Origin of the sequence: Streptomyces capoamus (genome assembly GCF_014654935.1) — a bacterium.
In the GTDB taxonomy this organism is placed as follows: domain Bacteria; phylum Actinomycetota; class Actinomycetes; order Streptomycetales; family Streptomycetaceae; genus Streptomyces; species Streptomyces capoamus.
Genome location: NZ_BNBF01000012.1, coordinates 110,136 through 123,236, shown reverse-complemented (window position 1 = coordinate 123,236; position 13,101 = coordinate 110,136). Strand labels below are relative to the sequence as shown.

The following is a 13,101-nucleotide window of genomic DNA, read 5'->3' as shown; positions in this document are numbered from 1 at the left end:
CTCGGCGGCAAGAACATCTACCAGGACCAGACGATGACCCCGGCCAAGCTCAAGCAGATGGTGGAGGCCGCCGACCGCGGGTAAGCGTTTCTCACGCCCCCGTTACGCACCCGTAGCCGGGCTGCTTGCCGTCCCCGCGGCCCGGCACGGTAGCGTCGGACTTGCCATGAACCTTGCCTACATCCCCAGCCCGTCGCACGGGGTGCTGTATCTCGGCCCCATCCCGCTGCGCGGCTACGCCTTCTGCATCATCATCGGCGTCTTCGTTGCCGTCTGGCTCGGCAACAAGCGCTGGATCGCCCGCGGAGGGCAGTCCGGAACGGTCGCCGACATCGCCGTCTGGGCCGTGCCGTTCGGCCTGGTCGGCGGCCGGCTCTACCACGTGATCACGGACTACGAGCTGTACTTCAGCGAGGGCCGCGACTGGGTGGACGCCTTCAAGGTGTGGGAGGGCGGCCTGGGCATCTGGGGCGCGATCGCGCTCGGCGCGCTGGGCGCGTGGATCGGCGCGCGCCGCCGGGGCGTCCCGATGCCCGCCTACGCCGACGCCGTCGCCCCCGGCATCGCCTTCGCGCAGGCCATCGGCCGCTGGGGCAACTGGTTCAACCAGGAGCTGTACGGCCGCGAGACCCATCTCCCCTGGGCGCTGCACATCACCTCCTCCGAGGGCGGCCGGGTGCCGGGCTACTACCACCCGACCTTCCTGTACGAGTCCCTGTGGTGCGTCGGCGTGGGCCTGCTGGTCATCTGGGCGGACCGCCGCTTCAAGCTGGGGCACGGCCGGGCGTTCGCCCTGTACGTCGCCGCGTACTGCGTGGGCCGGGGCTGGATCGAGTACATGCGGGTGGACGACGCCCACCACATCCTGGGCCTCCGGCTGAACGACTGGACCGCGCTGATCGTCTTCCTGCTGGCCGTGGCGTACATGGTGCTGTCGGCGAAGAAGCGGCCGGGACGGGAAGCCGTCGTCGAGCCGGGTGCCTCCGGCGGCTCGGCGGAGGATGCCTCCGACGCTCCGGCCGCGGGTGCCTCCGGCCAGTCGTCCGCGGGTGCCTCCGACGCTCCGGCCACGGGTGTCTCCGACGCTCCGGTAGCGGGCGAGCAGGCTCGTGCCGAGGGCGAGGAGCGGACCGGGGACTCCCAGGAGTCGCCGCAGGACGAGACGGAGTCGGCCCGCAAGAGCTGACCGTTCGTGTCACGGCGCCGAGGGCGCCCGGCCACGCGGCGGCAGCCGCACAGCGAAACGGCCGGGCGCCCTCGGCATCCACCGGCGGTCGTCGTCCTCACGCGCCGTACTGGGCCTCGATCTCCGGGCGGTACGGCATCGACGCCGACGCCCCTGGCCGCTGGACGGAGATCGCCGCGGCGGCCGCCGCCCAGGACAGGGCCTCGCGTACCGGTCTCTCCTCGGCGAGGGCCACCGCGAGCGTGCCGACGAAGGTGTCGCCGGCGCCGGTGGAGTCGACGGCCGTCACCCGGGGCGCGGGGATCACCAGGGGTTCGGCGCCCCGGGCCAGGTACAGGCAGCCCGTGGCGCCCAGAGTGACGGCGACCTCCGGCACCAGGTCCAGCAGGGCGGCGGCGGCCTCGCGCGGGTCGGTGCGGCCGGTGAGGGTGACGGCCTCGTACTCGTTCGGCACCAACAGGTCGGTGGCGCGCAGGAGCTCCTCGGGCAGCGGCCGGACCGGGGACGGGGTGAGGACCGTACGGACGCCGTGCCGGCGGGCCGCCTGCGCCCCCGCGACGACGGCCTGCGACGGGATCTCCAGTTGCAGCAGCAGGGCGTCGGCGGTGGCGATCACGCCCTCGTCGCCGGGGGAGAGGTGGTCGACCGTGCCGTTGGCGCCGGGGACGACGACGATCGCGTTGCCGCCCTCGTCGTCCACCACGATGTGCGCGGTGCCCGAGGGGCCCTCGACCGTGCGCAGGAAGTCGGTGTCCACACCGGAGTGTTCGAGGGTGTCGCGCAGCCGCACGCCGTAGGCGTCGTTGCCGACCGCGCCGATCATGGAGACGGTGGCGCCGGCCCGGGCCGCGGCGATCGCCTGGTTGGCGCCCTTGCCGCCGGGGACGGTGCGGAACTCCCGCCCCGTGACGGTCTCCCCGCGCTGCGGGGGCTGGGCGACGTAGGTGACGAGGTCCATGTTCGTGCTGCCGAGGACGACGATGTGCGTCATGGGCGGGTCGCCTCCAGGCGGGTGAGGTGGGCGAGCGTGTCGAAGCCGGTGCCGTCGAAGTCGGCGACGGTGGTGGCGAGCCGGTTCTTCAGCGGGGCCCGCCAGTGGTCGGGGAGCGCGTCGGGGGTGCCGGCGAGGAGCCCGGCGATGCTGCCGGCGGTCGCGCCGCCGGAATCGGTGTCCCAGCCGCCCGACACGGCACGGCACACGGAGCCGCCGAAGTCGCCGTCGGCCCGGGACGCACAGGCGCCCGCCCGCTCGGGTGCGTCCGGGCCGTCCGCCGTCCGCCGGCGCGCCTCGATCGCCGCCGGCTCGCGCCCGTCCAGCCGGGCCTGGCGCAGCTCGTGGCCGAGCAGGTCCTCCGGCTGCACCCAGGTCAGCCGGAGCACGGCAGGCCTCCGAGCGCGGCCCCACGCCCGTACGAGGCGTCGCCGTGCCGTTCGGCACCGGCCACGGCGCCGGTGACGTGATCGGTGAGCGGGTCTCCACCGTCCCGCGGTGCGCGTTCCGAGGGCTGTGTGGGGTGTTCGGGCGTCATGCCCCGAATCATCCTCCTGGCCGGGCCGGTTGCACGGCTTCCAGGAGATCGGCGCGTTACGGGCGGACCGCGCGCGCGAGCGTGCGCCGACGGACAAAGGCGCAGGTTAGCCCAGCCTTTCCTTGCTGGCGCGCCCGGAATGATGAGCGTAAGTTCAGTGTTGTCGAAAAGTAGAACTCGTCCAAAGTTAGCTTTGGCTAAGCTTCCCTGGGGGGCCCGCATGGCCATCATCGATACCGAGGCCGCGCTGCACGAGGCGCACCGTGACAACCACACCCACCGGGACGTGAACGGAGGCTGGCTGCGGCCCGCCGTCTTCGGCGCCATGGACGGGCTCGTCTCCAACCTCGCCCTGATGACCGGTGTGGCCGGCGGAGACGTGAGCCGGCACACCGTCGTCCTCACCGGTCTCGCGGGGCTCGCCGCCGGCGCCTTCTCCATGGCGGCCGGCGAGTACACCTCCGTCGCCTCGCAGCGCGAGCTGGTGGAGGCGGAGCTCGACGTCGAGCGACGTGAGCTGCGCAAGCACCCGCAGGACGAGGAGGCCGAACTCGCCGCGCTGTACGTGGCGCGCGGGGTCGAGCCCGAGCTGGCCCGGGAGGTCGCGCGCCAGCTGTCCGAGGACCCCGAGCAGGCCCTGGAGATCCACGCCCGCGAGGAGCTGGGCATCGACCCCGGCGACCTGCCCTCGCCGCTGGTCGCCGCCGTGTCCTCCTTCGGTTCCTTCGCCCTCGGTGCCCTGCTGCCCCTCCTGCCGTACCTGCTCGGCGCCGGCGCGCTGTGGCCCGCCGTCCTGCTCGCCCTCGCCGGACTGTTCGGATGCGGTGCTGTCGTGGCCAAGGTGACGGCACGGAGCTGGTGGTTCAGCGGGCTGAGGCAGCTCGCGCTGGGTGGTGCGGCGGCCGGTGTGACGTACGCCCTGGGCACCTTGTTCGGAACGGCCGTAGGATAGCCCGGCCGGTACGTATGCGAGGGACCGCATAAGTACCCGTTACCCGCTGGTTTCGAGAGTGTGGCCACCGGGCATGAGCCGTAAGCACTGCGGGCAATGAGGCCTGCGGCACCCCTGTGGGCGGGCGAAGACGCTCGCCCCGCCCCCTCCGGGCCGCCGGACACCGATCCGACCGATCTCGTCCGCCGCGGTCCCCCAGAGAACGTGGCCGCCACCGCGCGGCAGCCGCCGTCAGCGCACGGCACCCGCCGCCACCGCGCGGCACCTCCGCCGTCACCGCGGCGTCCGCATGTTGGAACGCAGTATCCGGTTCCCGAGATCCGCTCCATCATGTAACCTGCACGAAATTTTGATCTCATCGCAGATCTCACGCAGAGGGCCAACGTCGTCCCTCGGCACCTGCCACATGCCACATGACGACGACGGGAGAGCCGATGCGTACGCCGCGCCAGCCGTCCCAGCATTCCGCGAACGGCCAGAACTGGTCATTCATGGATGCTCGCCCTGCTGCGCAGGGTATGTACGACCCCCGCAACGAACACGACGCCTGCGGCGTCGGTTTCGTCGCCACTCTCACCGGCGAGGCGTCCCACACCCTGGTCGAGCAGGCCCTCACCGTCCTGCGCAACCTGGAGCACCGGGGTGCCACCGGCTCCGAGCCGGACTCCGGTGACGGCGCGGGCATCCTCTCCCAGGTGCCGGACGCCTTCTTCCGTGAAGTGGCCGGATTCGACCTTCCCGCCGCCGGTGGCTACGCGGTAGGCATCGCGTTCCTGCCCGAGGAGGGGACCGAGGACGCCGTCTCGCGCATCGAGACGATCGCCGTCGAGGAGGGTCTCACCGTCCTCGGCTGGCGCGAGGTCCCGGTCGCCCCCGAGCTGCTGGGTGCCACCGCCCGTTCCACCATGCCGGTGTTCCGTCAGGTGTTCGTCACCGACCACGCCGCCGAAGGCATCGCACTGGACCGCCGGGCCTTCGTGCTGCGCAAGCGCGCCGAGCGCGAGGCCGGGGTGTACTTCCCCTCCCTGTCCGCGCGGACGATCGTCTACAAGGGCATGCTGACCACCGGCCAGCTGGAGCCCTTCTTCCCGGACCTGTCCGACCGCCGCTTCGCGTCCGCCGTCGCGCTCGTGCACTCCCGGTTCTCCACGAACACCTTCCCGTCGTGGCCGCTCGCACACCCGTACCGCTTCGTCGCGCACAACGGTGAGATCAACACCGTCAAGGGGAACCGCAACTGGATGCGCGCCCGCGAGTCCCAGCTGGTCTCCGACCTGTTCGGCCCGCAGGAGAAGCTGGACCGCATCTTCCCGGTGTGTACGCCGGACGCCTCCGACTCCGCCTCCTTCGACGAGGTCCTGGAGCTGCTGCACCTGGGCGGCCGTTCGCTGCCGCACTCCGTGCTGATGATGATCCCGGAGGCGTGGGAGAACCACGCCTCCATGGACCCGGCCCGGCGCGCCTTCTACCAGTTCCACTCCACGATGATGGAGCCCTGGGACGGCCCCGCCTGCGTCACCTTCACCGACGGCACCCAGGTCGGCGCCGTGCTCGACCGCAACGGTCTGCGCCCCGGCCGCTACTGGGTCACCGACGACGGCCTCGTCGTCCTCGGCTCCGAGGTCGGCGTCCTCGACATCGACCCGGCCAAGGTCGTCCGCAAGGGCCGCCTGCAGCCCGGCCGCATGTTCCTCGTCGACACCGCCGAGCACCGCATCGTCGAGGACGACGAGATCAAGGCGTCCCTGGCCGCGGAGAACCCGTACGCCGAGTGGCTGGAGGCCGGCGAGATCGAGCTGGGCGACCTGCCCGAGCGCGAGCACATCGTCCACACCCACGCCTCGGTCACCCGCCGCCAGCAGACCTTCGGGTACACCGAGGAGGAGCTGCGCGTCATCCTCGCCCCGATGGCCCGCACCGGCGCCGAGCCGATCGGCTCCATGGGCACGGACTCGCCGATCGCGGCCCTGTCCGAGCGCCCGCGGCTGCTCTTCGACTACTTCACCCAGCTGTTCGCCCAGGTCACCAACCCGCCGCTGGACGCCATCCGCGAGGAGCTGGTCACCTCCCTGCGCTCGTCGCTGGGCCCGGAGGGCAACCTGCTGGACCCGACGGCCGCCTCCTGCCGCTCGGTCACCCTGCCCTTCCCGGTGATCGACAACGACGAGCTGGCCAAGCTCATCCACATCAACGCCGACGGCGACATGCCCGGCTTCAAGGCCGCCACGCTGTCCGGCCTGTACCGGGTCTCCGGCGGCGGTGACGCGCTGGCCGCGCGCATCGAGGAGATCTGCGCCGAGGCCGACGCGGCGATCGAGAACGGCGCCCGCCTGATCGTCCTCTCCGACCGCCACTCCGACGCCGAGCACGCGCCGATCCCGTCGCTGCTGCTCACCGCGGCCGTCCACCACCACCTCATCCGCACCAAGCAGCGCACCCAGGTGGGCCTGCTGGTCGAGGCCGGCGACGTCCGCGAGGTCCACCACGTCGCCCTGCTCATCGGCTACGGCGCCGCCGCCGTCAACCCGTACCTGGCGATGGAGTCCGTCGAGGACCTGCTGCGCGCGGGCACCTTCCTCAACGGCCTGGAGCCCGAGAAGGCCATCAAGAACCTGATCTACGCCCTCGGCAAGGGCGTCCTGAAGGTCATGTCGAAGATGGGCATCTCCACCGTCGCCTCCTACCGCGGCGCCCAGGTCTTCGAGGCCGTCGGCCTGGACGAGACCTTCGTGGAGAAGTACTTCAACGGCACCGCCACCAAGATCGGCGGCGTCGGCATCGACGTCATCGCCCGGGAGGTCGCCGCCCGCCACGCCAAGGCCTACCCGGCCTCCGGCATCGCTCCCGCGCACCGTGCGCTGGAGATCGGCGGCGAGTACCAGTGGCGCCGCGAGGGCGAGCCGCACCTGTTCGACCCGGAGACGGTCTTCCGCCTCCAGCACTCCACGCGGACCGGCCGCTACGACATCTTCAAGAAGTACACCTCTCGGGTGGACGAGCAGTCCGAGCGCCTGATGACGCTGCGCGGCCTGTTCGGCTTCAAGTCCGGCCGCCCCTCGATCCCCGTCGAGGAGGTCGAACCGGTCTCCGAGATCGTCAAGCGCTTCTCCACCGGCGCCATGTCGTACGGCTCCATCTCCCAGGAGGCGCACGAGACCCTCGCGATCGCCATGAACCAGCTGGGCGGCAAGTCCAACACCGGTGAGGGCGGCGAGGACCCCGAGCGCCTGTACGACCCGGCGCGCCGCTCGGCGATCAAGCAGGTCGCCTCCGGCCGCTTCGGCGTGACCTCGGAGTACCTGGTCAACGCGGACGACATCCAGATCAAGATGGCCCAGGGCGCCAAGCCCGGCGAGGGCGGCCAGCTGCCCGGCCACAAGGTCTACCCGTGGGTCGCCAGGACGCGTCACTCGACGCCGGGCGTGGGCCTGATCTCCCCGCCGCCGCACCACGACATCTACTCCATCGAAGACCTCGCCCAGCTGATCCACGACCTGAAGAACGCCAACCCGCAGGCGCGCATCCACGTCAAGCTGGTCTCCGAGGTCGGTGTCGGCACGGTCGCCGCCGGTGTGTCCAAGGCGCACGCGGACGTCGTGCTCATCTCCGGCCACGACGGCGGCACCGGTGCCTCCCCGCTGACCTCCCTGAAGCACGCGGGCGGCCCCTGGGAGCTGGGCCTCGCCGAGACCCAGCAGACCCTGCTGCTCAACGGCCTGCGCGACCGGATCGTCGTCCAGACCGACGGCCAGCTGAAGACCGGCCGCGACGTGGTCATCGCCGCACTGCTGGGCGCCGAGGAGTTCGGCTTCGCGACCGCCCCGCTGGTCGTCTCCGGCTGCGTGATGATGCGCGTCTGCCACCTGGACACCTGCCCGGTCGGCATCGCCACCCAGAACCCGGTGCTGCGCGACCGCTTCGCCGGCAAGGCCGAGCACGTGGTGAACTTCTTCCGGTTCATCGCCGAGGAGGTCCGCGAACTGCTCGCGGAGCTGGGCTTCCGCTCCATCGAGGAGGCCGTCGGCCACGCCGAGGTGCTGGACGTCGAGCGCGCGGTCGACCACTGGAAGGCGCAGGGCCTGAACCTGGAGCCGCTGTTCCACGTGCCCCAGCTGCCCGAGGGCGCCGTCCGCCACCGGGTCGTCGCCCAGGACCACGGCCTGGAGAAGGCGCTGGACAACGAGCTGATCAAGCTCGCCGCCGACGCCCTGGCCGCGAACGACGCGACCGAGGCCCAGCCGGTGCGCGCCCAGGTGGCCATCCGCAACATCAACCGCACGGTCGGCACCATGCTCGGCCACGAGGTGACGAAGAAGTTCGGCGGCGCGGGCCTGCCCGACGACACCATCGACATCATCTTCACCGGCAGCGCCGGCCAGTCCTTCGGCGCGTTCCTGCCGCGCGGTGTCACGCTGCGCCTGGAGGGCGACGCCAACGACTACGTCGGCAAGGGCCTGTCCGGCGGCCGGATCGTCGTCCGCCCGGACCGGGCCGCCGACCACCTCGCCGAGTACTCCACCATCGCGGGCAACACCATCGCCTACGGCGCCACCGGCGGCGAGCTGTTCCTGCGCGGCCGTACCGGTGAACGCTTCTGCGTCCGCAACTCCGGCGCGCTGGTCGTCTCCGAGGGCGTGGGCGACCACGGCTGCGAGTACATGACCGGCGGTCGCGCGGTCGTCCTCGGTCCGACCGGCCGCAACTTCGCCGCGGGCATGTCCGGCGGTGTCGCCTACGTCATCGACCTCGACCGCGACAACGTCAACAGCGGCAACGTCGAGTCGGTCGAGGCGCTGGACGACACCGACAGGCAGTGGCTGCACGACGTGGTGCGCCGCCACGCCGAGGAGACCGGCTCGACGGTCGCCGAGAAGCTGCTCGCCGACTGGGACACGGCCGTGGAACGCTTCAGCAAGATCATTCCCAGCACGTACAAGGCAGTGCTCGCCGCCAAGGACGCCGCCGAGCGAGCCGGTCTGTCCCAGACCGAGATCACCGAGAAGATGATGGAGGCGGCGATCAATGGCTGACCCGAAGGGCTTCCTGAACCACGGCCGTGAGGTCGCTGAGACCCGCCCCGTCACCGAGCGGGTCAAGGACTGGAACGAGGTCTACGTCCCCGGCTCCCTGCTGCCGATCATCAGCAAGCAGGCCAGCCGCTGCATGGACTGCGGCATCCCGTTCTGCCACAACGGCTGTCCGCTGGGCAACCTGATCCCCGAGTGGAACGACTACGCCTACCGCGAGGACTGGGGCGCCGCCTCCGAGCGGCTGCACGCGACCAACAACTTCCCGGAGTTCACCGGTCGCCTCTGCCCGGCCCCCTGCGAGTCGGCGTGCGTGCTCGGCATCAACCAGCCGCCGGTCACCATCAAGAACGTCGAGGTCTCGATCATCGACAAGGCGTGGGAGACCGGGGACGTCGCCCCGCAGATCCCCGAGCGCCTGTCCGGCAAGACGGTCGCGGTCATCGGCTCCGGTCCCGCCGGTCTGGCCGCCGCCCAGCAGCTGACCCGGGCCGGCCACACCGTCGCCGTCTACGAGCGCGCGGACCGCGTCGGCGGCCTCCTGCGGTACGGCATCCCCGAGTTCAAGATGGAGAAGCGGCACATCAACCGCCGTATCGAGCAGATGCGCGCGGAGGGCACCCGGTTCCGCACCGGTGTGGAGGTCGGGCGCGACATCAACGCCCGCGACCTGAAGAAGCGGTACGACGCGATCGTGATCGCCGCCGGTTCCACCACCGCGCGCGACCTGCCGGTGCCGGGCCGCGAGCTCAAGGGCGTCTACCAGGCGATGGAGTACCTGCCTCTGGCCAACAAGGTCCAGGAGGGCGACTACGTCACCACGCCGATCTCGGCCGAGGGCAAGCACGTCGTCGTCATCGGCGGCGGCGACACCGGCGCGGACTGCGTGGGCACCGCCCACCGCCAGGGCGCGGCCTCCGTCACCCAGCTGGAGATCATGCCCCGCCCGAACGACGAGCGGCACCCCGCCAGCCAGCCCTGGCCGACCTTCCCCCTGCTCTACAAGGTCACCAGCGCGCACGAGGAGGGCGGCGAGCGGGTCTACTCCGTCTCCACCACCCACTTCGAGGGCGACGAGGACGGCAACGTGCAGTGGCTGCACCTCACCGAGGTGGAGTTCATCGACGGCAAGCTCACCCCCAGGCCGGGCACCGAGCGCAGGATCCCCGCGCAGCTTGTCACCCTCGCCATGGGATTCACCGGCACCGACCGGGAGAACGGCCTGGTCGAGCAGTTCGGCCTGGACCTCGACGAACGCGGTAACATCGCCCGCGACGCCGACTTCCAGACCAACGTGCCGGGTGTGTTCGTCGCCGGCGACGCCGGCCGCGGCCAGTCCCTGATCGTGTGGGCGATCGCGGAAGGCCGCTCGGCCGCCCGCGGGGTCGACCGCTTCCTGACCGGAGCCAGCGACCTGCCGGCCCCGATCCGCCCGACGGACCGCGCCCTGGCGGTCTGACGGCACACCTGAAGACGTCCCGTACAACGGCGTACGGAACACTGACGACGCCTGCCCCGTCCCCGACCGGACCCGGGCAGGCGTCGTCGCATGTCCGCACGCCGAGGGGGAGCCATGGCCGCGATCAGTCTGCGCAAGGTGGAGGAGAGCGCGCCCGCGCTCGCCGGCGCCTACCGGTCGGCGGGGGTGTCCCTGCGCAAGCACGGCCTGGACGGGCTGCGGGCCGCCGTCTACCTCGTGGTGGACCACTCGGGCTCGATGCGGCCGTACTACCGGGACGGCAGCGTGCAGGCCCTCGCCGACCGGGTGCTGGGGCTCTCCGCGCACCTGGACGACGACGGGTGCGTGCCCGTGGTGTTCTTCTCCACGGACGTCGACGCGGTCACCGACATCGCCCTCGACGGCCACGCGGGCCGCATCGAGCGCATCACGGCCGGCCTCGGACACATGGGCAGGACCAACTACCACCTGGCCATGGACGCCGTCATCGACCACTATCTGGACAGTGGTGCGGCCGACCCCGCCCTCGTCGTCTTCCAGACCGACGGCGGCCCGACCAGCAAGCTCGCCGCCGAACGATATCTGTGCAAGGCCGCCCGGCTGCCGCTGTTCTGGCAGTTCGTCGGCTTCGGCGACCCGGACAGCCGGCAGTTCGAGTTCCTGCGGAGGCTGGACGACCTGCCGGTGCCCGGCAGACGGATCGTGGACAACGCCGGTTTCTTCCACGCGGGCCGCGACCCGCGCCGGCTGCGCGACGCCGAGCTGTACGACCGGCTCGTCGGCGCGTTCCCGGCGTGGCTGTCGGCCGCACGGGCCGCGGGCGTCGTGCCCGGTGCACCGGCGGACCCGGCCGCCTCCTAGAGCCCCGCAGCCAGCACCAGGTCCCGGCACTGCTGCGGGGTGCCCCACGCCGCGTGCAGGGCGCGTGCCTTGGTCAGCCACAGGGACAGGTCGTACTCCGCTGTGTAGCCGATCGCGCCGTGCAGGTGCAGGGCCGTGCGGGCCGTCCGGTAGGCCGCCTCGCACGCCGTGAGCTTGGCGGCGGCCACCTCGGCCGGGCGCATCGACACCGCCGCGCCGAAGACCAGGGGGCGGGCGAACTCCAGGGCCGTCTTCGCGTCCGCCAGCCGGTGTCCGACGGCCTGGAAGGAGCCGATGGGAACCCCGAACTGCGTGCGCCGCCGGACGTGGGCGACGGTCCGGTCGAGCAGGGCGAGGCCGGTGCCGAGGGCCTGGGCGGCGGTGGCCAGGCGGATCCAGGCGAGGGCCCGGTCGTACGGCGCGTCCCGGCACAGGAGGTCACCGGCGGGGGAGAGGCGGGTCAGCCGGCGGGCCGGGTCCAGGGAGCGGCGCACCGGACCCGGGTCCGCCGCGCGGTACAGGCCGTCGGGGGCCGGGCACAGGCGCAGCGAGGCCGCGTCGCCGTCGACGGCGTAACCGCCGGGCGCCGCCACCGTCGCCAGGTCCGCGCCGGCCGCGAGCCCGGGCAGGAACCGCCGGGCCAGCGGGGGCTCCCCGAGGAGTACGGCCGCCCCGACCGTCTCCGCGAGCGGCCCGGGCACCGCGTGCCGGCCCAGCTCCACGAAGGCCACGGCGAGGTCCACCGGCAGCAGGCCCAGCCCGCCGTACCCCTGCGGTACCGCCAGTGCGAACACCCCCGCCCCGGCGAGACGCGACCACAGGGCGCGCCCGGGCGCGTGGTCGCCGCGGCTCCAGGCCCGGATCACCGCCGGGGTGTCCGCGGCGGTGAGCATCGCGTGCAGCGCGTCGGCGAAGGCGCGCTGCTCGGCGTCGAGGGCGAAGTGCATCAGCGGCGCCCCTTCGGCAGGCCGAGCAGCCGCTCGGCGACGATGTTCCGCTGGATCTCGTTGGTGCCCGCGTAGATCGGGCCGGCCAGCGCGAAGACGTACCCCTCGGACCAGGCGCCGTCGGCGAGTTCGCCCTCCGCGCCCAGCAGGTCGAGCGCCGTCTCGTGCAGCGCGAGGTCCAGCTCGGACCAGAAGACCTTGTTCATGCTGGACTCCGGGCCGAGCCGGCCGCCGTCCAGGATCCGCGAGGCGGCGGCGTAGGCGAACAACTGGTAGGCGCGGGCCCCGATCACGGCGTCGGCGACCCGGGCCCGGGCGTGCTCGGGCGATCCCTGGGCCCGCCACAGCTCGCGCAGCCGCGCGGCGGCGGCCAGGAAGCGGCCGGGGGAGCGCAGGGTGAGCCCGCGTTCGTCGCCCGTCGTGGACATCGCGATCCGCCAGCCCTGGCCCGGCTCCCCGATCACGTCCTCGTCCGGGACGAACACGTCGTCCAGGAACAGTTCGGCGAAGGCCGGCTTGCCGTCCAGGCGGCCGATCGGACGGACGGTGACGCCGGGGGCCCGCAGGTCGAACATCAGGTACGTCAGCCCCTGGTGCGGTGCGGATGCCGCCGCCTCGCTGCGGAACAGGCCGAAGGCGCGGTCGGCGAACGCGGCGCGCGAGGACCAGGTCTTCTGCCCGCGCAACCGCCAGCCGCCGTTCGCGCGCACCGCCCGGGAAGTCAGCGCGGCCAGGTCCGAGCCCGCCTCCGGCTCGGACCAGGCCTGCGCCCAGACCACCTCGCCGGTGGCCATCGGCGGCAGCACGCGCGCGCGTTGCTCCGGCGTGCCGTACGCGAACAGCGTCGGCGCGAGCAGGCCGACGCCGTTCTGGCCGACCCGGCCGGGCGCGCCCGCCGCCCAGTACTCCTCCTCGAACACCAGCCAGCGCAGCAGGCCCGCGTCCCGCCCGCCGTACCGCCGCGGCCACGACACCACCGACCAGCGGTCCGCGGCCAGTTCGGCCTCCCACGCGCGGTGGGCCGCGAAGCCCTCCGCCGTCTCCAGGGACGGCAGCGGCACGCGCGGGACGTGCGCGCGCAGCCAGGCCCGGGCCTCGGCACGGAACTCCTCGTCGGCCGGGGAGTGGGTCAGGTCCACG

At 72.5% G+C, this 13,101-nt stretch carries 9 protein-coding genes; 5 read left to right on the top strand and 4 right to left on the bottom strand.

Annotated elements, in window-relative coordinates:
* Positions 1–166 precede the first annotated feature (166 nt).
* On the top strand, positions 167–1,186 hold the full coding sequence (gene lgt / locus IE312_RS20210; protein WP_189983761.1) for a prolipoprotein diacylglyceryl transferase: 1,020 nt from the start codon (positions 167–169) through the stop codon (positions 1,184–1,186).
* Positions 1,187–1,283: 97 nt separating this feature from the next.
* Here the strand turns inward: lgt and rbsK are convergent, their stop codons facing one another.
* Complete coding sequence (gene rbsK / locus IE312_RS20205) at positions 1,284–2,177, bottom strand: ribokinase (RefSeq protein WP_189983760.1); 894 nt, start codon at positions 2,175–2,177, stop codon at positions 1,284–1,286.
* Positions 2,174–2,548 carry an ADP-ribosylglycohydrolase family protein gene (locus IE312_RS40990; protein ID WP_229900220.1) on the bottom strand — a complete coding sequence of 125 codons (375 nt, stop codon included), beginning with the start codon at positions 2,546–2,548 and terminating at the stop codon, positions 2,174–2,176. The genes rbsK and IE312_RS40990 overlap by 4 nt, the downstream gene beginning before the upstream one ends.
* A gap of 387 nt (positions 2,549–2,935) precedes the next feature.
* Between IE312_RS40990 and IE312_RS20195 the strand changes: the two genes are divergently transcribed.
* From IE312_RS20195 to IE312_RS20180, 4 genes are all read left to right on the top strand, one after another.
* Positions 2,936–3,667 carry a VIT1/CCC1 transporter family protein gene (locus IE312_RS20195; RefSeq protein ID WP_189983759.1) on the top strand — a complete coding sequence of 244 codons (732 nt, stop codon included), beginning with the start codon at positions 2,936–2,938 and terminating at the stop codon, positions 3,665–3,667.
* Between the two features lie 518 nt (positions 3,668–4,185).
* Positions 4,186–8,697: a glutamate synthase large subunit gene (gltB, locus tag IE312_RS20190; RefSeq protein ID WP_189983758.1), complete on the top strand. Its 4,512-nt coding sequence runs from the start codon at positions 4,186–4,188 to the stop codon at positions 8,695–8,697.
* Positions 8,690–10,153 (top strand): glutamate synthase subunit beta, encoded by a 1,464-nt coding sequence (locus tag IE312_RS20185; RefSeq protein ID WP_189983756.1) that lies wholly within the window; start codon positions 8,690–8,692, stop codon positions 10,151–10,153. Before gltB ends, IE312_RS20185 begins: the two co-directional genes overlap by 8 nt.
* A gap of 114 nt (positions 10,154–10,267) precedes the next feature.
* Positions 10,268–11,014 carry a vWA domain-containing protein gene (locus IE312_RS20180; RefSeq protein WP_189983753.1) on the top strand — a complete coding sequence of 249 codons (747 nt, stop codon included), beginning with the start codon at positions 10,268–10,270 and terminating at the stop codon, positions 11,012–11,014.
* On the opposite strand, the gene IE312_RS20175 is transcribed toward IE312_RS20180, so the two are convergent.
* Complete coding sequence (locus IE312_RS20175) at positions 11,011–11,961, bottom strand: acyl-CoA dehydrogenase family protein (protein WP_189983751.1); 951 nt, start codon at positions 11,959–11,961, stop codon at positions 11,011–11,013. The two genes, IE312_RS20180 and IE312_RS20175, sit on opposite strands and share 4 nt — an antisense overlap.
* Positions 11,961–13,100 (bottom strand): acyl-CoA dehydrogenase family protein, encoded by a 1,140-nt coding sequence (locus IE312_RS20170; RefSeq protein ID WP_189983749.1) that lies wholly within the window; start codon positions 13,098–13,100, stop codon positions 11,961–11,963. Before IE312_RS20170 ends, IE312_RS20175 begins: the two co-directional genes overlap by 1 nt.
* Between the last annotated feature and the right edge of the window lies 1 nt (position 13,101).